Here is a 22931-nt window from a genome sequence, read left to right as displayed (position 1 = left end):
GTCAGCGCCCGCCCGCCCGGAACACCTCCGCGACGGTCCGCAGGATCACCTTGACGTCCAGCCACAGTGACCAGTTCTCGATGTAGTAGTTGTCGAACCTCGCCCGGTCCGAGATCGGCGTGTCCCCCCGCAGGCCGCTGACCTGGGCCAACCCGGTCAGCCCGACCGGCACCCGGTGGCGCATCGCGTAGTTCGGGTACTCGGCGGAGAACTTCTCCACGAAGTACGGCCGCTCGGGCCGGGGCCCCACCACGCTCATCTCCCCGCGCAGGATGTTCCACAGCTGGGGCAGCTCGTCCAGCGACGTACGGCGCATGAACCGCCCGATCGGCCCGACCCGCCGGTCGTGCGCGATGGACCAGTTCGTCTGCGACTCGTGCTCGTCCACCGGCCGCATCGACCGGAACTTGACCACCTGGAACGGCTTGCCGTAGCGGCCGATCCGCTCCTGATGGAAGAAGATGCCGCGACCACCGTCGAGGAATGTGGCGATCGCGCACAGCAGCAGCACCGGGCTCAGCAGCAGCAACGCCGTCGTGGCGAGGACCACGTCGGAGGCGCGCTTCACCGCCCAGCGCGGGCCGGAGAAGGTGGTGTCGCCGATCTTCACGATCGGGATGGCACCGATGTGGTCGGGGTAGCCGCCGTGCGACCGGGAACCCCACAGCCGTGGCACCGCCCACAGGTCACGGGCGGAATCGGCCTGCCGGAGCAGCGTCTCCATGAGCACCGACTCGGGACAGTCCGGGTCCGCGATGATCAGCACCTCGCACTCCAGCAACCGGGCCAGGTGCTCGAGGTCGTTCAGGGTGCCGATCAGCGGGACCGCCGCCCCGTGGTCCGACGGGGCCGTGTCGACGGAGCCCACGAAGCGCAGACCGTACTCGGGGTAGCGGCGCAGCAGCCGGGCCAGCTCCACCCCGATCGGGCCGGCGCCCACGACGATCGCGTTGTGCTCCACCCACCGGCGCCGGCGGGCCACGAGGGTCACCTTCCGGCTGCACGCCCGCCCCAGCACCACGAGGGCCGCGGAGAGCGCCACGCCGTGCATGAAACCACTGACGTACGGCACCGATTCGTGCCGGTAGGCCGCCACGATGGCGACCACCGCCCCCGAGGCCAGCAGCCGCCCGGAAAGGCTCGGCAGCTCGTCCAGGATGCTGAGGTGCCGGCGCGCCCGGTAGAGCCCACCGGCCGCGAAGACGGACACCGTGAGGACGGCGTTGGCCAGCGTGCCGCGCCAGTAGTTCTGGGTCACCAGCAGCGGCGCGAGCAGCGCGACGACGTCGACCGGCGCCGTCATCATCCAGGCCCGGAGCCAGCGCGTGCGCGTCGAGGCCCGGGAACTGGCGTACGGCAGCACCGCGGTCGTGTCCAGACCGGCGCGCGGCTCCGCGGCCGGCGCCGGTCCGCTCCCGGACCGGGCCCCGGGGACGGCCGAGGGCACACCGGTGCCCTTGTCCGTCTCCGGCCGCCGCATCATCATCTGCGGTGACTCGTGCCAGCGACCGGTCGCCGCCGGCTCTGTCGTAGCCGGTTGGCCTGACATGGTCGATCCTCCCCCGTGACAGCCCTCCCCGGCGCGAGCACAGTGAGGGCGATCGAAGGATATGAGCGCGTGGCTCCCGCCGCCAGAGCCGGGACGCCAATCCGACGTCCTACTTATCGGCGGAAAGGATCTCCGGGACCGAGTCGCGGCGGACCGCGTCGAAGAGGGTCTTGGCCTTCGCGGAGTCCGCGAACACCACGCTCTCGCTGCCCACCCGGCCGGTTCCCTTCACCGGGCAGGTGTAGAACCCGAGGTTGCCGCTGCGCAGGTGGCGCATCTCCATGGCCAGGTCCACAAGCGACATCGACTTGTCGACGGCCACCGAGTTCGCGGTGGCCCGGACGAACGAGTTCAGCTTGGTGGGGCTGCTCAGCGTGCCGCCGGAGGCCGCCTTGTCGAGGATCGCCTTGATGACCTGCTGCTGATGCTTGATCCGGGTGAAGTCGCCGTTGGCGAAGGCGTACCGCTCCCGGGCGTAGTCCAGCGCGGTGGCCCCGTCCATCGTCTGCCGGCCCTTGACGAACTCCCGCTTGCCGCTCGGGTCGAGCGAGTGGGTCGAGGTGAAGTTCTGCTCCACGTCGATCTCGATGCCGCCCAGGGCGTCCACGATCTCCTTGAAGCCGGCGAAGTCCACCATGGTCACGTGGTCGACGCGCACGCCGGTGAACTTCTCCACGGTCTGCACCATGAGCGGCACGCCACCCCACGCGTACGCCGCGTTGATCTTGGCGTCCCGGCCGCCCCGGCCCTGCTTGGACCGCGGGATCGCCGTCCACGTGTCCCGCGGGATCGAGATGAGCTGTGCGCTCGACCGGTCCTTCGGCAGGTGGGCCAGGATGATCGTGTCGCTCCGGGAACCCCCGGTGTTCTCCGGGTCGCGGGAGTCGCTGCCCAGGATCATGATGTTCATGGCGCCCTTGGCCACGACCTGAGGCCGGGCCCCCTCCGGCACCCCGGTGAACGCATCCACCCGGTCGATCGAGGAATTGACCGACCGGTAGTACAGGCCGCCCGCCAGCAGGCCACCGCCGGCGAGCAGCACCACCACCAGCAGCACGATCAGGGCGATCCGCCGGCCACGGCGGCGACGTGGCGCCGGCGCCGGGGTCTCCTCCGCCGCGCCGGTGTCCACACCCGACGACGGGAAGCGGGTGTCGGGGTAGGCGAGCGGGTGGCGATCTGACATGGTCGCGATGCTACTGACTCACGCTCCGTCACGGGGACCCTCGTCCGACCGGCCAGCCCCGCCCATCCGTTCGGCGCTTTCCTCTCGACCGATGCCGCGAACCTGATACAACGGCACGGGTGGATGCAACGAAGCTCCGCCGGGCCATCGCCCGGACCCCGCTCGCGCCGGTCGCCGCCTTCCCGAAGCGCCTGGCCCGGGTCGCCCGGCACGACGCCCGGGTGCTGCGCACCTCCGCCCGGTGGCTGCTCACCTCCCGGGAGCACCACAACTACACGTACGAGCTGACCAAGCTCAGCCGGCACCACCTGGCCTGGTTCGTCAGCGTGGTCTGCGACGTCCCCGTCGGGCAGGTACGCCGCTGGTTCGCCGAGATCGAAGAGGACGACAAGCTGCGCGCCCACATCGAGGCCGCCACCGCCGCCGCATCCCGCCGCGGCCTGGCCGACCGGCAGGTCCGCTACGCCCGCCGCATCGGCTGGTACGCCATCGTCCGCGCCCGCAAGCCCACCCACGTCGTGGAGACCGGAGTGGACAAGGGCCTCGGCACCTGCGTCCTGGCCGCCGCCCTGCTCCGCAACGCCGCCGAGGGCCACCCCGGCCGGGTCACCTCGCTCGACATCAACCCCGAGGCCGGCTACCTGGCCCGGGCCACCCCCTGGGCCGACGTGGTCGACCTCGTCATCGGCGACTCGGTCGCCTCGATCCGCGCGCTGGACCGGCCCGTCGACCTCTTCCTGCACGACAGCGACCACAGCCGGGTGCACGAACGCAGCGAGTTCGAGGCGGTCGAACCGAAACTCGCGCCCGGCGCCATGCTCCTCACCGACAACGTCACCGCCACCAACGTCCTCGCCGAGCACGCCGAACGCACCGGCCGGAAATTCCTCGCCTACCGGGAAACCCCCGCCGGCCACTGGTATCCGGGCGACGGCATCGGCGTCGCCTGGTGACGATCCCCCCTTAGCTTTCGCTTAGCCCGCTTGTCCGGCGCCCCACCGGTCCGGCAGCATCGACCGGCGTGACCGACGGCAGCGCACCCGGCCGCCCCCTGCCCACCGCCGACCAGCACCCACCCACCCGGGCCGGCCGCCGCCGCGCCCCCGCCGGCCCCCGCCGCCGGCTCGCCGCCGGCGGCCTCGCCGCGCTCGCCGCCGTGGTCGCCGTGACCCTCGCGGTACGCGGCGGCGCCGCCCCCGCCTGCGCCGCCTCACCGCCGCGCGCCCTGCCCGCCGCCCCACCGCTCGACGGCACCGTCCACAGCGGAAAGGCGACCTTTTACGACTCGAAGGGCGCCGGCGGCAACTGCTCCCGGCCCGCCGCACCCACCAACCGGCTCTACGTCGCCCTCGGCCCCAGCGAATACGCCGCCGGCACCTCCTGCGGCGGCCACCTCGACGTCACCGGCCCCCAGGGAACCGTCCGCGTCCTCGTCATGGACCAGTGCCCGGAGTGCGAACCCGGCCACCTCGACCTCTCCGCCGAGGCGTTCGCCCGGATCGCCGACCCGGTGCAGGGCATCGTCAAGGTCAGCTACCGCGCCGTGGTCGACCCGCCACTGCCCGGCCCGCTCACCTTCCGCGTCAAGGAGGGCGCCTCGCAGTGGTGGTTCGCCGTCCTCATCGGCGACCACGGCAACCCGCTGCGCGCCGTCGACGTGCGGCAGGGCGCTTCCTGGCGCGCCGCCACCCGCCAGGACTACAACTACTGGCTCATCGCCTCCGGCGCCGGCCCCGGGCCGTACACCATCCGCGTCACCGACGCGTACGGCCACCGCGCCACCGCCACCGGCATCCGGATGCTCCCCGGCCAGGTCCAGCGCAGCACGGTCCGCATGTACGGCGCCGCCGCGCCGACCCGATCGGCCACGCCCCGCCGCTCGCCCTCGGCTCGGCCCAGCCCCCGGAAGAGCGCCTCCGCCACCCCGACGGTCACCGCGCCGCCCGGCACTCCCGCCGTGCGGGACGCGGCCGCCGCCCCGCCGGCCACCCCCGCGCCGGTCACGGCCGCCTGCGACTGACCTGGCCCCTGCACCGCCGGGTCACCTCGCATCGGCGGCGGTCAGGCCGGGTCGGCGCCCAGGTCCAGCCACATGAAGACCTCGTCCCGGTCGTCGCCCGGGGCGAGCCGCAGCGCGCCGGGCAGCCGCCCGACCTCCCGGTACCCGAGGCGCTCGTAGAACCCGCCCAGGCCCAGCCCGTCCCGGACGGTCACGTGCAGCGCCGCCAGGCCCAGCTCCCGACCGATCCGCTCGGCCTCGCGCATCAGCGCCGCGCCGTAGCCGCGTCCCTGCGTGTCGGGGTGCACCATGACCCGCTTCAGCACCCGCCAGTGCGTCTTCAGGTGGAACCGGTTGTCCGCGATGATCAGGACGCCGACGAGGCGATCGCCCTCGTAGCCCACCAGCAGCCGGTCCGGCCCGTCGGCGATCGCGGCGAAGGTCGCCGCGGCCATGGGCCGCACGTCGGCGTCGGTCACCGGGGCGACGAAGCCGACGGCGCCACCGGCGTTGGTCACGTCCACCCAGAGCGCGGTGATCTGGTCGCGCAGCTCGGGGGTGAGATCGGGGTCGAGGACGAAACGCAGGTTCACGCCCGCCATCCTCCGCGAGCCGACGCGGCGCCGACCCGCCTTCGTGATCCACGCGACACCGCTGTTGGTGCGGGAGGGGGGTTTCGAACCCCCACGTCCTCTCGGACACAGGCTCCTAAGGCCTGCGCGTCTGCCGTTCCGCCACTCCCGCCGACCCGCCGAGTCTAGAGCGTCGCGCCGAGGCGGTGTGCAGTCCGGCCCGCCGCAGAGCGTTCGACACCGTCCCATGGCTGATCACCAGCGTGCCGCCGGATGCCGCCCGGATGACATCGGCGAGCTTGCGCGGCCCGAGGTCGGGGTTTGCCAGCGCGTGCCGCACCACGATGTCGTCCCACGGGCTGCTCCGAAGAAACCGGGGTGCGGGCGCGAGGTTGCCCCGCGTGGCCAGACGCGCCCGGAGCCGGGCCACGCGGTTGCGATGACACCCGATCCGGCGCGCCGCCTCGCCCGGACCGAGAATTCCCTGTTCCACCTGGCGGAGCAGGTCCTCCACGCGGCCCACCGGCAGTCGTTCCCCGGCGGCCGGAGTCGCCGGGTCAGGTGGTGGTGGCGGATGGGGCCGGGCGTCGCTCTTGTTGCGGCCGGCGTAGGTGTCGGTCTGGCTGTGGCAGTTCGGACAGAGGATCCTGAGGTTGGGCGGCCGGTTGTCGAGGAAGTCGCCGTTGAGGTGGTCGACGTGGAGGGTCAGCGGCCGGCCGCGCCAGACCGGACCGACCTGGCACTACCTCACACTCCTCGGGCACGCCGATGTCATCCAGGGCCCATTTCAGCCGGCTGCCGGGCGTGCGTCGCGAACCGGCGGGCAGTCGCACCAGCAACTGGGACGAGGTGGTGCGCCGCACGCCGCGCTGCCCCTTGTTGTGCGCGCTCCCGGTGAAGTGCGAGGTGTCGATGCCGAAGCGCTTGAGCTGGCGGCTGATGTGCGCGTGCGATCCGCCGCTCACCCGGACCCCGAGCAGCCGCATGACCTCGGTCACGCTGCGCGCCTGCGCCGCCGCTGCCGCCAGCCGCTCGGGCGAGTACTTGTAGCGAGGCATGCGCCGACGGTAACGGCGCCCTCCGACAGGCTCAGTCGAGCCCGAGGTCGCGGCGCAGCTTGGCGACGTGTCCGGTGGCCTTGACGTTGTAGAGCGCCCGCTCGATCTTCCCGTCCTCGTCGACGACGAAGGTCGAGCGGATCACGCCGGTGACGGTGCGGCCGTACATCTGCTTCTCGCCGAACGCGCCGTACGCGGTGAGCACCGACTTGTCGGTGTCGGCGACCAGCGGGAAGGTGATGGCGTCGCGGTCGCGGAACTTGGCCAGCTTCTCGGGCTTGTCGGGGGAGATGCCGACCACCTCGTAGCCGGCGGCCTGGAGCGAGGCGAGGGAGTCGCGGAAGTCGCAGGCCTGCTTGGTGCAGCCGGGTGTCATGGCGGCCGGGTACGCGTACAGGATGACCTTGCGGCCGCGCAGGCCGGCCAGGGAGAGGGTCCCGCCGCTGTCGGTGGGGAGGGTGAACTCGGGGGCGGGGTCGCCGGGGCTCAGGCGGTCGGTCATGGCGCAGACGATACCGCCGTCGCCGGGTCCGGGGCGGGTGGCGACGCGCCAGCCCGCGTGATGATCACCATGGCTTGTTGCAAGGGATTGGCAACAGCGACGCCCTGCAAATAAGCTCGGTCCGTGGAAACCCTGGCGATGCACATCTCGAACGGGATCATCGACGGTCCCGTCGCCGCGGTGTTCGCGGCCCTCGCGCTGGCCGTGCTCACCTTCTGCGTGCTGCGCGGGCGCCGTGACCTCGACGACCGGCTCGCGCCGATGGCCGGCCTGGTGGCCGCGTTCATCTTCGCCGTGCAGATGCTCAACTTCCCGATCTTCACGGCCGGGGTCAGCGGCCACCTGCTGGGTGGCGCCCTCGCCGCGCTGCTGGTCGGCCCGTGGGTGGGCGCGCTCTGCGTTGCCGTGGTGCTGGTCGTGCAGGCGCTGGTGTTCGGCGACGGCGGGGTGGCCATGCTCGGCCTCAACATCACCAACATGGCGCTGCTCGGCACCGCCGCCGCCTACCTGCTGATCGCGCTGCTGCTGCGGGTGCTCCCGCGCACGCCGGCCGGGCTCGGCATCACCGCCTTCGTCTCCGCGCTGGTCAGCGTCGTGGTGGCGTCGCAGGGGTTCGTGCTCGAGTACTGGCTGGGCGGCACCACCGACCTGGGCGGCAACCTGGCCGGGCTGTCCGGCACGATGGCCGGCGTCCACCTGCTGATCGGCATCGGCGAGGGTCTGATCACCGCGACCACCGTGGTCACCGTCGCCAAGGTCCGCCCCGACCTGGTGTACGCGCTGCGCGCCCTCAAGCCGGCCGTGCCGGCTCCCGCCGTCCCGGTCGCCGGAGGTGCCCGATGAGCAGGCGTTCCTGGCCGTTCGTCCTCGGCGGCCTGCTGGTCGCCCTGCTGCTGGCCGGCGTGGTGAGCAACTACGCCTCGGCGCACCCGGACGGGCTCGACTCCTCCCTGCTCAAGGGCTGCACGGTCGACGCCGACGGCGAGATCACCGGCGGCAGCTGCCCGGCCCAGCAGGCCAAGGACCATGAGCTGGCCGACAGCCCGCTCGCCGACTACGGCGTGCGCGGGGTGGGCAACGACTTCCTCTCCACCGGCCTGTCCGGCGTGCTCGGCGTGCTGCTCACCTTCGCCGTCGGCGGCGGCCTGTTCTGGCTGGCCCGCCGCCGCGGCCCAGCGGCCGGCACGGCGACCGGCACGGCGGATGGCACGGGGACCGGTTCGGCCGGCCCGACCGGCGACGCCACCACCGGCGACCCGGCCGACGAGCGTCCGGCGCGCGCCGCCGGCACCCGCTGAGTCCCGGATGGGTGCCGGCCACGCCCACGTGCTCTACCGCGAGTCGTCCTCGCCGGTGCACCGCCTCCCGCCGGAGGTGAAGATCGCCGCGATGGTGCTGTTCACCCTCGCGGTGGTCGCCACGCCCCGGGCGGCGTACTGGGCCTTCGGCGGTTACGCCCTGCTGGTCGTCGCCGTGGCGGCGCTGGCCCGGGTGGGGCCGCGCTGGCTGCTCGGCCGGGCGCTGATCGAGCTGCCGTTCGTGCTGTTCGCGTTCGCGCTGCCGTTCTTCGGCACCGGGGAGCGGGTCGACGTGGCCGGGTTGAGCCTCTCCGTCGACGGGCTGCACGGCGCGTGGAACATCCTGGCCAAGGGCACGCTCGGCGTACTCGCGTCGCTCCTGCTGGCGGCGACCACGACGACGCGGGACCTGATCGTGGGCCTGGACCGGCTGCGGTGCCCGCAGATCCTCACCCAGATCGCCACGTTCATGCTGCGCTACCTGGACGTGCTGGTGGGGGAGGCCCGGCGGATGCGGGTGGCCCGGATGTCGCGGGGCGACGACCCGCGCTTCCTCTGGCAGCTCCGCGGTTTCGCGGCCGGCGTCGGCGCGCTGTTCCTGCGGGCGTTCGAGCGGGGCGAGCGGGTCTACCTGGCCATGGTCTCCCGTGGCTACACGGGCCGGATGCCGGCGGTGTGGCAGGGCGCGGGCGCGGCCACCGCGGGCCAGTGGGCGGTCGCCGCGACGGTGCCGGCCATCGCGGCCACCATCGCCGCCGTCGCGCTCGTCCTGACATGATCGGGTACGTGCAGCAGCCGCCCTCCCTGGACGTCCGTGGCGTCCGGTACGCGTACCCCGACGGTCACGTCGCCCTGCACGGGGTGGACCTGACCGTGCCGCGCGGCGAGCGGGTGGCGCTGCTCGGGCCGAACGGCGCCGGCAAGACGACCCTGGTGCTGCACCTCAACGGCATCCTCACCCCGACCGGGGGGACGGTCAGCGTGGGCGGCCTGGCGGTGAGCCGGGACCGGGACACGCTGGCCGAGATCCGCCGCCGGGTGGGAATCGTCTTCCAGGATCCGGACGACCAGCTCTTCCTGCCCACCGTCGCCGAGGACGTCGCGTTCGGGCCGGCGAACCTGGGGTTGCGCGGGGCGGAGCTGGCCGCCCGGGTGGACGAGGCGCTCGCCGCGGTGGGGATGGCGGAGCACCGGGACCGGGCGCCGCACCACCTGTCGTTCGGGCAGCGCCGCCGGGTGGCGGTGGCCACGGTGCTGGCCATGCGCCCGGAGATCCTGGTGCTGGACGAGCCGTCGTCCAACCTCGATCCGGCCGCCCGCCGGGAGTTGGCGGAGATCCTGCGCGGCCTCCCGGTGACCCTGCTGATGGTCACCCACGACCTGCCGTACGCGGCGGAGCTCTGCGACCGTTCGGTGATCCTGGACGCCGGCCGGGTCGTCGCGGACGCGCCCACCCTGGAGCTGCTCTCCGACGAGCGCCTGCTCGCCGAGCACCGCCTGGAGCTGCCGTACGGTTTCGTGCCCCGCCCGTCCTGAGTCAGCGCGCGGCGGGCGCCGCGGGCGTGACGTGGACGGCCCGGGAGGCGGTGCGCAGGCGCAGGAGGCCGGCGGCGACCGCGCCGACGCCGGTGGCCAGCGCCAGGGTGACCAGCACCCGGGCGAGGGTGGGCGGGCCGGCGACCGGGGCCACCGAGCGGGACAGGACGGCCAGGTTCCCCACGCCGGCGAACAGGGTCAGGCAGGCGCCCACCAGGGCCAGCGCGAAGTCGGCGGCCGGGCGGCGGGCCAGCGTGTAGCCGCCGGCGGCGAGCGCGCCGAGCCCGGTGAGCAGCGTCCACGTCTGCCCGGTGAGCAGGTTGAGCAGCACTCCGCCGGCTCCGGCGGCGCCGGCGTCCAGGGCCTTGCCGACGGTGAGCGCCACGGTGGCGGCCCCGCCCAGGGCGAGCAGCGCGCCCACCCCGCGCAGCGCGCGGACGCCGGTGGCGGTGCCGGCCGGGACGAGGCCGGCCGCGCCGATCACCAGGAAGCCGAGGGTGGCGGTCACCCACCAGGGGTACGCGTCGGGCGGCGGCACCCAGTCCAGCGTGCCGCGTACCTCGACGGTGTCGGTGCCGGCGCGCAGCGGCACCACCCAGTCGCGGACCCGCTGCTCCCGGTCGGGGGCGGCGGCCACCTGGACGGGCGGGTCGGACTCCAGCCAGAGCGTCCGCTGGTCGTGCCAGCGGGCCGTGCGCCCGTCGGCGATCCGCCGCCAGGCCGGCGCGGCGGCCGGGTCGGCCTCCGGCGGGAGCTGGGTGTCCCCGGCGAGGGTGCGGTTGAGGTAGGTGGCGGGGGAGCGGGTGTTCTCGTAGACGCCGCCGGGCCCGATCCGCAGGTACGGCTCGCCGGAGTAGCCGAGCACCTCGACGTCGGCCGCGGTGCGGTTGGTCAGTTCGAGGCGGGCGCCGGCCTCGACCATCCGGGCGGTGAGCCCGGGCCGGGCCGGAGCGATCCCGGTGACCTCGGCGCGGTAGTCGGTGCCGTCCGGGGCGTCCGCGCCGTGCGCGGCGGCCGGGGTGGCGAGGGCGAGCAGGGTGGTGAGCGCGGCGGTGACCACCAGGGCGGCCCGCCGCAGCGGTGCGGGGATCACTTGCCGGCCGCCTCCACGGCCGCCCTGATCCCCTCCGGGCTGCGGTCCGTGACGTCCTTGCCGTCGACCCGGATGGTCGGGGTGCCGGTCACGCCGGACTTGGTGGCGTCGTCGGTGACGTGCTCGGTCCACCCCTTGTATTTTCCGTCCTTCACGCAGGAGCCGAAGTCGTCGCGGTCGAGCCCGACGCCCGCGCCGATGTCGATCAGCTCGTCGTCGCTGAGCCCGGCGCTGCCCTCGGCCGGCTGTCGGGCGAAGAGCTGGTCGGTGAACTCCTTGAACTTGCCGCCCTGTGCGGCGCAGCCGGCGGCGGCCGAGGAGCGGGTGGAGTATTCCGTGGTGGAGAAGCGGTTGAGGAAGGCCACCGGGTGGAAGTTCACCCGGATCTTGTCCTCGTTGATCAACTGGTTGATGGTCTCGCCGCTGGTCTGCTGGAACTGCTTGCAGACCGGGCAGAGGTAGTCCTCGTAGAGGTCGACGGCGACCGGGCCCTGGCCGAGGACGATGGCGGTGCCGGGCGGGTTGGCGCCGGGCGGGGTGGTGAACGTGTCCGACTTCTGGCTGGAGTAGACCGTCCAGCCGATCAGACCGGCGATCACCAGCACCACCACCGCGGCGACGGAGGTCCAGATCGTGCGGGTGCGCCGCTTTTCCCGGGCGATCTGGGCGCGGACCACCTGGGCCGCGTTCTTCCGCCCCTTGCGACTACTCATCGTCGACCTCCACGGTGTCGCCCGCCAGCCAGCCGTCCACGGAGAACGGGGTGCGGGGCCAGGTCAGCAGGAACCCGGCCAGTACCAGGAATCCCAGGTCCCGGAGGATCTCCGGGAGGTAGCTCGGTGCCTGGCCGGCGGCGAGCTGCCCGCCGCTGCCGAAGCATCCGCAGTCGATGGCCAGGCCACGGGACCAGGCCGAGGTGATGCCGGCGATGAAGACGACCAGCAGTGCCGCGGAGACGCCGGCGGCGAGCCGGGTGGCCAGCCCGAGGAGCAGGAGCACGCCGAGGGCCAGCTCGACGAAGGGCAGCGCGGCGCCGATCACGGTGGCCAGGTCGTACGGCATCACCTGGTAGGCGTTGACCGCCCGGCCGGAGGCGGCCAGGTCGTCGACCTTGGCGGCGCCGGCGACCAACCAGACGGCGGCCAGGCCGAGGCGGGCCGCGATGCCGAGCCAGGGCCGGACGGCGGGCCAGCGGGCGGCCCGGGTGGGGGGTGCGGTCACGGTCATTGGTCGTCCCGTTTCCGAGGAAAGTTCCACGATCAGCCGGTCAACGCGTCGCCGGCGGCCTCGACCAGATCGTCGCGGGCCCGGGCGACGCGGGAGCGGATGGTGCCCACGGGCACCCCCTCCACCGCGGCGGCCTCGGCGTACGACAGGCCGAGCAGCTGGGTGAGCACGAACGCCGAGCGCCGTTCGGCGGGGAGCCGGCGGACCAGGTCGGTGGCGCCGAGCTGCCCGGCCGGGTCCGGGTGGGGCCGGTCGGTGGCCGCGTGCGCGGCGAGCCGCGCGTCCAGCCGCCGGCGGCGGATCACGGTGCGGAGGTGGTCGGCGCAGGCCCGGCGGGCGATGCCGAGCAGCCAGGTGCGCGCCGTGGACCGCCCCTCGAAGGCGGGCAGCGCCCGGAACGCACGCAGGTACGTCTCCTGGGTCAGGTCGTCCGCGCTGTCCGGGTCGACCAGGGCGGCGGCGAAGCGCCACACCTCGGCCTGGGTGGCCCGGACGAAGGCGGCCTGGGCCACCGGGTCACCCGCCCGGGCGGCCAGTGCCCAGTCGGTCGCGGCGTCCCGCGCAGCCTCGCCCGCCGGCGCCGCGGGGCGGCCGGCGGAGGTGTCGCGCGGGGCGGGGATCACGACAGACGAGGTTACGCGGCGTACCTGTGCCGGACAGGGTCCTTCGGCCCATTACGTGGTCCCGCCCACGCCGGGAACTTTTTCCACCCGCCCGCCGACTACCCGCTCATGACGTGCGACGACGTGCGCGTGGCGCTTTCCGCCCGGCCGGACGGGAAGGAGCCGCAGGCTCGGGCCCGGCGGCTCCGGGTGGCGGAGCTCCGGCCGCGTACGGCGCCGGCGCCGGGGCGCGGATGAGGCCGGGTCGCCGGGGGCCGCACGGTTCGGGAAGCATGATGGTCATGACTGCTGCCGTACGCCGCCGCCCCGTGGCCGTCGCCGACCGTCCGTGGGCCGCCCGGCTGGGGACCGCCGCCGGCCTGCTGGTCACCCTCGTCGCCCTGCTGCTGGCCCCGGCCACCCCGGCCAGCGCCCACGCGGTGCTGGTGAGCAGCAGCCCCGCCGCCGCGGCCGTGGTGCCCAGCGCGCCCGCCGAAGTGGTGATCACCTTCAGCGAGGGGGTCCGCAAGGTCCCCGACAAGATCCGGGTGATCGCGCCCGACGGCTCCCGGGCCGACCGGGGCGAGCCCACCTTCAAGGGCGCGGTGGTCACCATCCCGGTGGACCCGTCCGGCGCGCGCGGCACCTACCTGGTCAGCTACCGGGTGATCTCGGCCGACAGCCACCCGGTCTCCGGCGCGTTCACCTACTCCGTCGGCGCGCCGTCCACGCCGCCGACGGACACCGGCGCGGACACCCGGGCGAACGCGGTGGTGGGCAACGCGGTCAAGGTGGCGAAGTACCTCGGCTACGTCGGGCTGCTGCTGCTCGTCGGCCCGGCGCTGGTGCTGGCCGCGCTCTGGCCCCGCCGGCTGTCCCGGCGCGGCCCGGCCCGGCTGGCCTGGTCGGCGCTGGGCCTGCTGGCCGTGGCCACGCTCGCCGAGCTGTGGCTCCAGGTCCCCTACACCAACGGCGGCGGCCTGTTCGACGCCACCGGCGCCGGCTTCGGCGACGTGCTGGGCAGCACCTACGGCGCCACGCACCTGGTCCGGCTCGGCCTGCTGGCCGCGGCGGCGTTCCTGCTCCGCCCGCTCTTCGCCGGGCCCGTCGGCCGCACCGACGGGCTCATCCTGGCCATCCTCGGCGGGGCCGCGCTGTTCACCTGGCCGCTCGCGGGCCACCCGGCCGCGTCGCCCGCGCCCGCCGTCTCGGTGGTGGTGGACGCCGTGCACCTCGGCAGCATGGCCGTCTGGCTGGGTGGCCTGGTGATGCTCGCGGTCTTCCTGCTGCGCCGGGCCGACGAGCGGGAGCTGGACGCCATCCTGCCGATCTGGTCCCGCTGGGCCGCGCTGGCGGTGGCCGCGCTGCTGCTCGCCGGGACCGTGCAGGGGCTGATCGAGGTGGCCACGCCGAAGGCGCTGGTCGACACCACCTACGGGCAGCTGCTGCTCGCCAAGATCGTGCTGTTCGCGCTGGTGATCGCGGTGGCCGCGTACTCCCGGGCGCTGGTCCGGAAGCGCACCGCCGCGGGCCGTCCGGGGTCCATGCGGCGGGCGGTGGTGGCCGAGCTGGCGATCACCGCGGTGGTGCTCGGCCTCTCGGCGACCCTGGTGCAGACCACCCCGGCCCGGACCGCCTCCGCCACGGTGGCCGGCGCCCCGGACGGCTTCTTCTCCACCACGCTGAGCAGCCCGCTCTACTCGCTGCAGGTCGAGCTGGACCCGGCCGAGACCGGCAGCAACTCGCTGCACCTCTACGCGTACACGCCCAAGGACAGCCGGCCTCAGCCGGTGCAGGAGTGGAAGGCCACCGCCGCGCTGCCGTCGGCCGGCATCGAGCCGATCACGATCCCGCTGCTTCCGCTGACCGACAACCACGCCTTCGGCGAGATCAACCTGCCGGCGGCGGGGCAGTGGCAGCTCCGCTTCACCGTCCGCACGTCCGACATCGACCAGGCCACGGTGACCGCCACCGTGCCCGTCAGGTAACCGAAAGGCTCGCCCACATGACCCGTCTCCGGCGTCCCGCAACCGCCGCCGCGCTCACCCTCGCCGCCGTGGCCACGGCCGTGCTCGGCCTGGCCGGGCCGGCCTCGGCGCACGTCACCGTCAACCCGCAGGAGGCCATGCAGGGCAGTTACGGCCGCTTCGCCTTCCGGGTGCCGAACGAGAGCGACACGGCGTCGACCACGAAGGTGGAGGTCAACCTGCCGGAGAACGCCCCGGTCGGCTCGGTCTCCACCATGCCGGTCCCGGGGTGGACGGTCGCGGTGGAGAAGCGCAAGGTCGACCCGCCCATCGAGGTGCACGGCAGCCAGCTCACCGAGGCGGTCTCGAAGCTGACCTGGACGGCCGCGCCGAACGGCGGGGTCAAGCCGGGCGAGTTCCAGGAGTTCCCGGTGTCGATGGGCCCGCTGCCGCAGGTCGACCGGATGGTGTTCAAGGTGCTCCAGACCTACTCGGACGGCAACGTCTCGCGCTGGATCGAGGAGCCCACGCCGGGCGGGGAGGAGCCGGAGAACCCGGCGCCGGTGCTCACCCTGGCCGCCGCCTCGGCGTCAGCCTCGCCGGTCGCGAGCGCCCCGGCGGCCGCCGCTGCCGACGACGACGGTGACGACGACGCCGACACCGGCACGGCCACCGCGTTCGGCGTGGCCGGTCTGGTCGCCGGCCTGGCCGGCCTGATCCTCGGCGGGCTGGCCTTCCTGCGTACCCGCCGGGAGCCCACCGCGAAGTCCTGACCTGCGCCGTCACGCCGGCCCGTCGGATCTTCCGGCGGGCCGGTGGTCGTTCCGCGGTTCTTCGGGTGCTTGCCGTGGATATCCGGCGAATCGTCGGCCCGCGTCGGTAAGGTCGGCCGGGTACTTCGCTACCGAGGGGGACGACGCGAATGCGTTTCGTGCGCACGATCGCCGGCATGCTGCTGTTGACCGTGGGGCTACCGGCCCTGCTGGCGGGCGCGGGGCTCTGGATCGCCGCCCGGCACGCCGACCCGGACGGCGGCTTCGGCGCCCGCTTCGAGACGATCCGCACCCCCACCCGCGCGGTCGTGGTGACCGACGTGGACGCCCTGCTCCGCGCCGACGCGCCGGTCGCCCGGGCCGGGCAGGCCCGGCTCCGGCTCACCGCGCGGACCGCCGACGGTCCCGCCTTCCTCGGCCTCGCCCCGACCGACCAGGTGCGACGGTGGCTGGCCGACGTCCCGCACACCACCGTGCGCCGGGTGGCGCTGTCCCGGGGCCCGCTGCCGGTCCGCCTGGACCCGCCCACCGCCGGCGCCGCGGTCCCCGTCCCGCTCGGCCAGGACCTCTGGGTACGCGAGGGCGTCGGCGCGCTGGAGTGGAGCCCGGCCGAGCTGGCCGGCCGGTCGCTGAGCCTGGTGGTCATGCGGCCGGACGGGCGGGCCGACCTGGCGCTGGACCTGCGCGCCGAGCTGCGCGCCGGCTGGTTCCCCGGCGTGGCCTGGGCCCTGCTGGCCGGCGGGACGCTGCTGGTGGTGCTCGCCGTGCTGGTGCTGCTGCGCCCGGTCCGCCCGCGCGAGGTGGTCTTCGTGGTCGAGCCGGACCAGGTTCCGGTGCTCGCCGGCCGGCTGGGCGTCAGCTCGCTCAGCGGGCTGGGCCAGCGGGCCGAGCCGTCCACCCTGCCCGACCGGCAGCTGGTCTCGGTCGGGTCGCGGCCCGCCGAGCGGTCCCGCGTGGCCATCGGTCCGGTGCCGAGCCGGCGGCCCGAGAGCCTGGCCGACCTGCCGGTCGCCCCGGACTGGTCGTGGCCCCCGGTGACCACCGCGGGGACGCCCCGCCCGGTCCGGCCGGCCACGCCGGTCGACGAGTGACCCGACCCCTACGGCGGTGGCCCTCCGCGCTGCCGACGCGGAGGGCCACCATCACCGGGGGATCGGTGCTACCTGGGAGAAACCTGAGGTAGTTGAGACCAGATTAGCGCCGAACGACGCTTGTCGCGAGATGTGTCCGGTTACTGCCTGTTTCCGACCGGGGTGCCGGCCGGCTCGCGCACCGGGCGGCGACTCGGCAGCACGGCCAGCAGCAGCAGGCTGAGCAGGACGTACGCGTTGCGGACGACGAAGTCCACCGGATCGTCCGTGCGCGCCGGGGCGACACCCCAGTCCTGGAAGGTGACCACCCCGTAGACGATCACGAAGCCGGTGCCGGCGGCCAGGACGAGCAGCCGGCGCCGCCGGCGGGCACCCTCCACCGTGGCCGGGTCCGCGTCCAGCGCCGCGTCGACCAGCACCACCACCGCCGGGATGAACCAGTACAGGTGGTGGGTCCAGGTGATCGGGCTGACCAGCCCGCCGACCAGGCCGGTCAGGGTGAGGCCGGCCAGCGCGTCCCCGGCCCGCGCCGCCCGGGCGGCCCGCCACAGCCCGTACCCGGCGACCAGCAGCGCCAGCAGCAGCCAGGGCAGCTGGCTCGGCTTGTCCGGCGCGGTGATCCGGCTGAGCAGGCCGAACAGCGACTGGTTGCCGGTGTAGTCGGTCCGGCCCACCCGGTCGGTCGCCCACAGCTCGTGGGTCCAGAACCGCCACGAGTCGCGGGGCGCGACCACCGCCGCGAGCAGCGTGGCCACCGTCGCGGTCACGGCCGCCACCACGGCGGCCCGCCAGCGCCGCGTGGCCAGCAGGTAGAGCACGAAGATGCCGGGGAAGAGCTTGAGCGCCGCCGCCAGCCCCACGCCCACGCCGGCCCAGCGCCGCCCCTGGGGTACGGCGAACAGCAGGTCGCCCAGGATCAGCACCACCAGCAGCATGTTGATCTGGCCGAAGGTGATCGTCTCGCGGGTGCTCTCCACGGCGAGGACCAGCAGCACGGCCACCGTGACGCTGAACATCTTCGGCAGGTCGCGCCGCCGCACCACGGGCAGCACCAGCCAGCGGGTGGTCACCACCACCCCGATCACGGTGAGCACCGTGAAGATGGCGATGGTGACGCCGAGCCGCGGGAGCGCGAACGGCCACAGCACCAGTCCGGCCAGCGGGGGATAGGTGAAGTACAGCAGGCCCTGGACCCGGTCGGGCTGCACGTAGTCGTAGAGCGGATGCCCGGCCCGCCACCAGTCCATCGCGCTCATGTAGATCTTGAGATCGAGGAAGTTGTGGTTGAGGCCCGGACGGTAGAGCGCCGGCAGCAACGCCGCGAGTGCCACCACCGTGACCAGCCGACGGGCCGTACGCCCGCCCGGATCGTCCTCGGTGACGGCTGGTGGTGCGACGGGTTCGGCTGGCACGGGGAAACCCTAGCGGTCCACCTGGGCCCGGGTGCTTCAGGCGCGGGCGGGTCGGCGGCGCGTAGTCTGTGGCGGTGGCTGATCTTCTCGTCTGGATCGACTGTGAGATGACCGGGTTGGACCTCGGCCGGGACAGGCTGATCGAGGTCGCCGCGCTCGTCACGGATCCTGACCTCAACGTGCTTGGAGAGGGCGTCGACGTGGTCATCCACGCCGACGAGGCGGCGCTGGAGGCGATGCCGGAGATCGTGCGCACCATGCACGGCAAGTCCGGCCTCACCGAGGAGGTGCGCCGCTCCACGGTCACCCTGGCCGAGGCCGAGGACATGGTGCTCGACTACGTCGCCAGCCACGTCAAGGACCCCCGTACCGCCCCGCTGTGCGGCAACTCCATCGCCACCGACCGGGGTTTCATCGCCCGTGACATGCCCCGGCTCGACGCCCACCTGCACTACCGGATGATCGACGTCTCCTCGATCAAGGAGCTGTGCCGGCGCTGGTACCCGCGGGTGTACTTCGGCCAGCCGCAGAAGGGGCTGGCCCACCGGGCGCTGGCCGACATCCGGGAGAGCATCCGGGAGCTGGAGTACTACCGGCGGACCGTCTTCGTGCCGCTGCCCGGCCCGGACGTGGAGAGCGCCAAGGCCATCGCCGCCCAGCTCTGAGCCCGGCCGGGCGGGGCCGCCCGAACCCGGTGGACGGGGCCGGCCGGGGTGTGGCTATTATTAGTCCGCGCCCCGCCCGGGTGACCGGCGCGGAGAGCATGGTGGCTGTAGCTCAGTTGGCAGAGCACCGGGTTGTGGTCCCGGTTGTCGTGGGTTCAATTCCCATCAGTCACCCCACATGACGCGAGCCCCCTCCTCCGGGAGGGGGCTCGCGTCGTTTCCGGTCCGCCAAGCGGGAAACGGCCCCCTCCCGGTGGGAGGAGGCCGTCGGATGCCCGCCGGTCAGGGGGTCGGCTCGACGCTCGGCTCGTCGGCGCCCGGGCTGGTGTCGTCGCCCGGCGCGGCCGGCGGCTCGTACGGCACGGCGCTGCCCTTGACGTACTCGTCCCAGCTCATGTTCCAGTCGGTCCAGCCGTTGCCGTTCTGGAGCTTGCGCTCGGTGCCCTTCACCGTGATCGGGTCACCCATCCGGGTGTTGGCGAAGAGCCAGTTGCCGTCCTTCATCGAGACGTTCACGCAGCCGTGCGACACGTTCGACCTGCCCTGCACGCCCTCCGACCAGGGTGCGGCGTGGATGAACTCGCCGCCCCAGGTGAGGCGCTGGGCGTAGTCGATCTCGGTGCGGTAGCCCTCCTCGGGGCCCAGCTCCTCCATGGTGTCGAAGACCGTGTGGCGGAGCTTCTCGATCACCACCATCGTCCCGCTGGACGACGGGGTGCTCTTCTTGCCGAGGCTCACCAGGATCGTCTTGATCACCTTGCCGTCCTTGGTGACCGTCATCTTCTTGGTGCGGTTGTCCACGGTCATCACGAACGACGGGCCGGTCTTGATGTCGACGGTGAGGTCGGAGCGGCCGTACCAGCCGTCGCCGAGCGGCAGCCCACCCGCCTGCACCTTGTAGGTCACCGTGCTGTTGGCCTTCCAGAACGCCTTCGGCCGGTAGTGCACCTCGGTCGGGCTCACCCAGTGCCAGATGCCCTCCTGGGCCGGCTTCGCGGTGACCGTCATCCGGCGCTGCAGGTCGTCGCGGTAGTCCTCCGGGATGGCCCGGCCGAACTTGACGATCAGCGGCATGGCCACCCCGACGACCTGGTTGTCGCCGAGGAAGCTGCTCACCCGGATCTGCTTGCCCGGCTTCGCCATCGTGGTGAAGGTGCTGGTCGCGGTGGCCGGCTTGCCGTCGTCGCCGGTCGCGGTGACGGTGGCCGTGTACGTCTCGCCGTAGGCCAGCGCGCCGTCCGGCAGCCAGCTCTTCCCGTCCTTCGCGAGCTGGCCCTCCACGACCTTGCCGGCGGAGTCCTTCAGCTCGACGGTGGTCTCCTGCGCCTCCTTCGTGGTGAAGGTGACGGCGGTGGAGGCCGGCACGTCCTTGGCGTCGGCCGCGGGCTCGGTGATGGTGGCGGCCGCCTTCGGGCCGCTCTCGCCGCCGCCCTGCCAGCTCGACGACTTGTCCCCGTCGCCGCCCCCGCCGCTGGTGCAGCCGGTCAGGGCCATGGCGGCGGCGAGCACCGCGGCCGCGAACACGCGGCGTCGCCCGCCGCGCCGGGGGGCCCCGCCCCGGATCAGCTCGTCCTGGCTAGCTCGCATGCTTCCCTCACAGTCGTGGTCCGGGTCCCATCGTCCTTACAGACGCGCCGGAACGGTTACCCGTTGCCGGAAGTGAACCGAAACACCCCGCCCGCGATGTAACGATTCTGATACCGTGCGGCGCTTTGTCGAGCGGAGTGGTCTCCACCTCCGCCCGAGGGTACGCGGACGAACGACCCACCGCCGGTGGCGCATCCGCCCACGTTACGCCTGCTCAGAAGGGCGACCCCTGGCCACCCTCGGGCACCGGCACGGCGCTGCCGGCGACGAACTGCGACCAGCTCATGCTCCAGGCCGTCCAGCCGTTGCCGGGTTCCAGCCGCCGCGGGGTGCCCTTCACCGTGATCGGATCGCCCACCAGCGTCTTGCCGAAGAGCCACCGGCCGTCCGCCATCGAGACGTTCACGCAGCCGTGCGAGACGTTCACCCGGCCCTGCACGCCCTCCGACCAGGGTGCGGCGTGGATGTACTCGCCGCCCCAGGTCAGCCGCTGAGCGAAGTCGATCTTCGTGACGTACTGGTTGCTCGGATCCGGCTCGTCCCGGGTGTCGAAGACCGTGGACTCCTTCTTCTCCATCACCACCATCGTGCCGCTGGAGGAGGGGGTGCTCTTCTTGCCCAGGCTCACCGGCACGGTGCGGACCACCGACCCGTTCTCGTACACGGTCATCCGCTTGGTCGCGTTGTCGACCTTCATCTCGAACGCGCGCCCGATCTTGGCGGTGGCGCTCCGGTCGACGTTGCCGTAGCGGCCGTTGCTCAGCGGGATCCCGGCCAGCGCCAGCCGGACCGTGATCGTGGTGCCCGGCTTCCAGTACTCCGGCGCGCGGTAGTACGCCTGCGTGCCGTTGTAGAGCCAGTGCCAGGCGCCCGGCTGCGGCGGGTCGGTCTGCACGAACATCCGCTTCTGCATCGCGGCGCGGTCCTTCTTCGGGATGCCCGGCGAGAACTCGGCGACCACCGGCATGGCCACCCCGTACGTCTTGCCGCTGAACATGTAGAGCCCGGAGCCGATCATCGACTTCGGCTTGGCCATCGTGGTGAAGCTGCTGGTGCCCTGCCGGGTCTGACCGTCCGTGCCGGTGCCCGTGACCGTGGCGGTGTACCGGGTCCCGTACTTCAGCGGAGCCGACGGCACCCAGGACGAGCCGTCCCGGCGCAGCCGCCCCGCGACGGTCGCGCCGTTGGCGGCCGTCAGGACGACCTTCGACACCTTGCCGCCACCCGGGATCCGCGCGCTGATCTCGGTGCTGACCGGGCGCTTGTCGGACCCGTCGGCCGGGTTCACCGTCAGCGCCGGCACGGCGGGCCGGCTCGGCTCGCCCGTCGCGTCCGGCGACGCGGTCGCCGCCGGGTCGCCCTGCTGCGCGCCGGCCACGAACGCCGGCTTCTTCTGGTCGTCACCGCACCCGGTCAGTGCCAGTGACGCCGTGAGGACCAGGACACCCACCATCGCCCCGGACCGCGCGAACCTGCCCATCCCCACCTCTGTTCTCGCGTGCCTGGCGGACATCGTGCCGCATGAGGGCCCGCCGCCCGCGCCCCTCGACCGGACAGACGCGAATTTTGGGGGCTTTCGCCGGTTAAGCTCGTCCGAAGGGTGGAGCCCGGTATCGGATTGGAACCCCGGTCGGCGTGCGTGCTAAGGTTCTTCCCGTTGTCAGCGAGCGCCGCTAGCTCAACTGGCAGAGCAGCGGACTCTTAATCCGCGGGTTCGGGGTTCGAGTCCCTGGCGGCGCACACTTCAGGTCAGGCCCGGTGCGATGCACCGGGCCTGAATTTTTTCCCGCCTGGCGGCGACCAGAATGAGGGCATGCGAGCCGCCTACATCGAGCGCCCCGGCCCGGCCGCCGAGATCCGGTACGGCGAACTCCCGGCACCGCGCCCCGGCCCGACCGACGCGCTGGTCGACGTGCTCGCCACCACGGTCAACCCCGTCGACACCTTCGTCCGCTCCGGGGCGTACCCCACGGCGCTGCCGCTGCCGTTCGTGGTCGGCCGCGACCTGGTCGGCCGGGTCGCCGAGGCCGGTCCCGGTGTGCCCGGCGTCCGCCCCGGTGACCTGGTCTGGTGCAACAGCCTCGGGCACGACGGCCGGCAGGGTGCCGCCGCCGAGCAGGCCGTGGTGCCGGCGGACCGGCTCTACCGGCTGCCCGACGGGGTCGACCCGGCGACCGCGGTGACCGTGCTGCACCCGGCCGCCACGGCGTACCTGGCGCTGTTCGTGCACGGCCGGCTCCGGCCGGGGGAGACCGTCGTGGTCGCGGGCGCCGCCGGCAACGTCGGCGCGGCGCTCGTCACCCTCGCCGCGGCGGCGGACGCCCGGGTGGTGGCCACCGCGTCGGCGGCCGATGCCGGATACTGCCGCCGGATCGGCGCCGCCGAGGTGCTCGACTACCGGGACCCGGCCCTGCTGAGCGGGCTGCGGTCGGTGTGCCCCGACGGCATCGACGTGTACCTGGACACCTCGGGTCGCAACGAGCTGGAGTCGGTCGTCGACCTGCTGGCGCTGCGTGGCCGGATCGTGCTGCTGGCCGGTGCCCGGGCCCGGCCGGTGCTGCCGGCCGGGCCGCTCTACATGAACGACCGCAGCGTGCTCGGCTTCGTCATCTCGCACGCCACCGTCGCCGAGCTGGCCGAGGCGGCGGGCGCGGTGAACCGCCTGCTCGCCGCCGGTCGGGTGGCCCCGCGCGAGGTCGTGCCGATGCCGTTGTCGTCCGTCGGTGAGGCGCACCGGATGCTGGAGCAGGGGGAGCTGCGTGGCCGGCGGGTGGTGATCCGGCCGTAGCCGCCACACCCTCGCTGGGACGGTGG

The 22931-nt window shown here is 73.5% G+C and carries 24 protein-coding genes and 3 tRNA genes; 13 read left to right on the top strand and 14 right to left on the bottom strand.

Annotation, left to right across the window (positions count from 1 at the left end; genetic code table 11):
- Window position 1 precedes the first annotated feature (1 nt).
- Window positions 2-1549, bottom strand: coding sequence for a sugar transferase (locus RMN56_RS05405; RefSeq protein WP_313722726.1), 1548 nt, complete (start codon window positions 1547-1549; stop codon window positions 2-4).
- Window positions 1550-1658: 109 nt separating this feature from the next.
- Window positions 1659-2735, bottom strand: coding sequence for an LCP family protein (locus RMN56_RS05400; RefSeq protein WP_376787277.1), 1077 nt, complete (start codon window positions 2733-2735; stop codon window positions 1659-1661).
- A 119-nt stretch (window positions 2736-2854) separates the two neighbouring features.
- Here RMN56_RS05400 and RMN56_RS05395 point away from each other — a divergent pair, with 119 nt between their 5' ends.
- Window positions 2855-3688: an O-methyltransferase gene (locus RMN56_RS05395; protein WP_313722725.1), complete on the top strand. Its 834-nt coding sequence runs from the start codon at window positions 2855-2857 to the stop codon at window positions 3686-3688.
- A gap of 68 nt (window positions 3689-3756) precedes the next feature.
- Complete coding sequence (locus RMN56_RS05390) at window positions 3757-4755, top strand: expansin EXLX1 family cellulose-binding protein (protein ID WP_313722724.1); 999 nt, start codon at window positions 3757-3759, stop codon at window positions 4753-4755.
- A 41-nt stretch (window positions 4756-4796) separates the two neighbouring features.
- Here the strand turns inward: RMN56_RS05390 and RMN56_RS05385 are convergent, their stop codons facing one another.
- From RMN56_RS05385 to bcp, 5 genes are all read right to left on the bottom strand, one after another.
- Window positions 4797-5336 (bottom strand): GNAT family N-acetyltransferase, encoded by a 540-nt coding sequence (locus RMN56_RS05385; protein WP_313722723.1) that lies wholly within the window; start codon window positions 5334-5336, stop codon window positions 4797-4799.
- A 56-nt stretch (window positions 5337-5392) separates the two neighbouring features.
- Window positions 5393-5478, bottom strand: a tRNA-Leu gene (locus RMN56_RS05380).
- Window positions 5443-5820 (bottom strand): hypothetical protein, encoded by a 378-nt coding sequence (locus tag RMN56_RS05375; RefSeq protein ID WP_313722722.1) that lies wholly within the window; start codon window positions 5818-5820, stop codon window positions 5443-5445. Before RMN56_RS05375 ends, RMN56_RS05380 begins: the two co-directional genes overlap by 36 nt.
- Before the next feature lie 43 nt (window positions 5821-5863).
- Window positions 5864-6364, bottom strand: coding sequence for a hypothetical protein (locus tag RMN56_RS05370; protein ID WP_313722721.1), 501 nt, complete (start codon window positions 6362-6364; stop codon window positions 5864-5866).
- A 31-nt stretch (window positions 6365-6395) separates the two neighbouring features.
- Window positions 6396-6866, bottom strand: coding sequence for a thioredoxin-dependent thiol peroxidase (bcp, locus tag RMN56_RS05365; protein WP_313722720.1), 471 nt, complete (start codon window positions 6864-6866; stop codon window positions 6396-6398).
- Between the two features lie 123 nt (window positions 6867-6989).
- Between bcp and RMN56_RS05360 the strand changes: the two genes are divergently transcribed.
- The 4 genes from RMN56_RS05360 to RMN56_RS05345 are packed head-to-tail and all read left to right on the top strand — an operon-like array spanning window position 6990 to window position 9700.
- Window positions 6990-7709 (top strand): energy-coupling factor ABC transporter permease, encoded by a 720-nt coding sequence (locus tag RMN56_RS05360; protein ID WP_313722719.1) that lies wholly within the window; start codon window positions 6990-6992, stop codon window positions 7707-7709.
- The gene (locus RMN56_RS05355) at window positions 7706-8164 is read left to right on the top strand and encodes a PDGLE domain-containing protein (RefSeq protein ID WP_313722718.1); all 459 of its coding nucleotides are present in this window, start codon (window positions 7706-7708) and stop codon (window positions 8162-8164) included. Before RMN56_RS05360 ends, RMN56_RS05355 begins: the two co-directional genes overlap by 4 nt.
- Window positions 8165-8171: 7 nt before the next feature.
- Complete coding sequence (gene cbiQ, locus RMN56_RS05350) at window positions 8172-8942, top strand: cobalt ECF transporter T component CbiQ (protein ID WP_313722717.1); 771 nt, start codon at window positions 8172-8174, stop codon at window positions 8940-8942.
- A complete protein-coding gene (locus RMN56_RS05345) occupies window positions 8939-9700 on the top strand; it encodes an energy-coupling factor ABC transporter ATP-binding protein (protein WP_313722716.1) in 762 nt (253 codons plus the stop codon). Before cbiQ ends, RMN56_RS05345 begins: the two co-directional genes overlap by 4 nt.
- A gap of 1 nt (window position 9701) precedes the next feature.
- Here RMN56_RS05345 and RMN56_RS05340 read toward each other — a convergent pair whose 3' ends face one another.
- From RMN56_RS05340 to RMN56_RS05325, 4 genes are read right to left on the bottom strand one after another with little or no spacing between them, the layout of a single operon-like run.
- Entirely contained in the window at window positions 9702-10793 is a 1092-nt protein-coding gene (locus RMN56_RS05340) for a hypothetical protein (RefSeq protein ID WP_313722715.1), read from the bottom strand.
- Window positions 10790-11506 (bottom strand): DsbA family protein, encoded by a 717-nt coding sequence (locus RMN56_RS05335; RefSeq protein WP_313722714.1) that lies wholly within the window; start codon window positions 11504-11506, stop codon window positions 10790-10792. The genes RMN56_RS05340 and RMN56_RS05335 overlap by 4 nt, the downstream gene beginning before the upstream one ends.
- The gene (locus tag RMN56_RS05330) at window positions 11499-12020 is read right to left on the bottom strand and encodes a MauE/DoxX family redox-associated membrane protein (RefSeq protein WP_313722713.1); all 522 of its coding nucleotides are present in this window, start codon (window positions 12018-12020) and stop codon (window positions 11499-11501) included. Before RMN56_RS05330 ends, RMN56_RS05335 begins: the two co-directional genes overlap by 8 nt.
- A gap of 32 nt (window positions 12021-12052) precedes the next feature.
- Complete coding sequence (locus RMN56_RS05325; RefSeq protein WP_313722712.1) at window positions 12053-12643, bottom strand: sigma-70 family RNA polymerase sigma factor; 591 nt, start codon at window positions 12641-12643, stop codon at window positions 12053-12055.
- Between the two features lie 281 nt (window positions 12644-12924).
- On the opposite strand from RMN56_RS05325, the gene RMN56_RS05320 reads away from it, so the two are divergent.
- The 3 genes from RMN56_RS05320 to RMN56_RS32605 all read left to right on the top strand — a co-directional run bounded on the left by RMN56_RS05320 (window position 12925) and on the right by RMN56_RS32605 (window position 16453).
- Entirely contained in the window at window positions 12925-14610 is a 1686-nt protein-coding gene (locus RMN56_RS05320; RefSeq protein ID WP_313722711.1) for a copper resistance CopC/CopD family protein, read from the top strand.
- A 17-nt stretch (window positions 14611-14627) separates the two neighbouring features.
- The gene (locus tag RMN56_RS05315; RefSeq protein WP_313722710.1) at window positions 14628-15362 is read left to right on the top strand and encodes a YcnI family copper-binding membrane protein; all 735 of its coding nucleotides are present in this window, start codon (window positions 14628-14630) and stop codon (window positions 15360-15362) included.
- A 149-nt stretch (window positions 15363-15511) separates the two neighbouring features.
- Window positions 15512-16453: a hypothetical protein gene (locus RMN56_RS32605; protein WP_376787276.1), complete on the top strand. Its 942-nt coding sequence runs from the start codon at window positions 15512-15514 to the stop codon at window positions 16451-16453.
- Window positions 16454-16593: 140 nt separating this feature from the next.
- Here RMN56_RS32605 and RMN56_RS05305 read toward each other — a convergent pair whose 3' ends face one another.
- A complete protein-coding gene (locus tag RMN56_RS05305) occupies window positions 16594-17865 on the bottom strand; it encodes a glycosyltransferase family 87 protein (RefSeq protein WP_313722709.1) in 1272 nt (423 codons plus the stop codon).
- A 68-nt stretch (window positions 17866-17933) separates the two neighbouring features.
- Here RMN56_RS05305 and orn point away from each other — a divergent pair, with 68 nt between their 5' ends.
- Together orn and RMN56_RS05295 are read left to right on the top strand one after the other, a co-directional pair.
- The gene (gene orn, locus RMN56_RS05300) at window positions 17934-18530 is read left to right on the top strand and encodes an oligoribonuclease (protein ID WP_313722708.1); all 597 of its coding nucleotides are present in this window, start codon (window positions 17934-17936) and stop codon (window positions 18528-18530) included.
- 101 nt (window positions 18531-18631) lie between these two features.
- Window positions 18632-18707 (top strand) — tRNA-His (locus tag RMN56_RS05295).
- 105 nt (window positions 18708-18812) lie between these two features.
- On the opposite strand, the gene RMN56_RS05290 is transcribed toward RMN56_RS05295, so the two are convergent.
- Both RMN56_RS05290 and RMN56_RS05285 read right to left on the bottom strand, forming a co-directional pair.
- Window positions 18813-20117, bottom strand: a complete 1305-nt coding sequence (locus tag RMN56_RS05290; protein WP_313722707.1) for a L,D-transpeptidase — start codon at window positions 20115-20117, stop codon at window positions 18813-18815.
- A 214-nt stretch (window positions 20118-20331) separates the two neighbouring features.
- Window positions 20332-21597, bottom strand: a complete 1266-nt coding sequence (locus RMN56_RS05285) for a L,D-transpeptidase (protein WP_313722706.1) — start codon at window positions 21595-21597, stop codon at window positions 20332-20334.
- Between the two features lie 187 nt (window positions 21598-21784).
- Here RMN56_RS05285 and RMN56_RS05280 point away from each other — a divergent pair.
- A tRNA-Lys gene (locus RMN56_RS05280) sits at window positions 21785-21857 on the top strand.
- Between the two features lie 73 nt (window positions 21858-21930).
- Window positions 21931-22905: an NADPH:quinone reductase gene (locus RMN56_RS05275; protein ID WP_313722705.1), complete on the top strand. Its 975-nt coding sequence runs from the start codon at window positions 21931-21933 to the stop codon at window positions 22903-22905.
- The last annotated feature ends 26 nt before the right edge of the window (window positions 22906-22931 follow it).

The organism is Micromonospora halotolerans, assembly GCF_032108445.1.
Taxonomy (GTDB): domain Bacteria; phylum Actinomycetota; class Actinomycetes; order Mycobacteriales; family Micromonosporaceae; genus Micromonospora; species Micromonospora halotolerans.
This window is presented reverse-complemented; position numbering and strand designations above follow the sequence as displayed.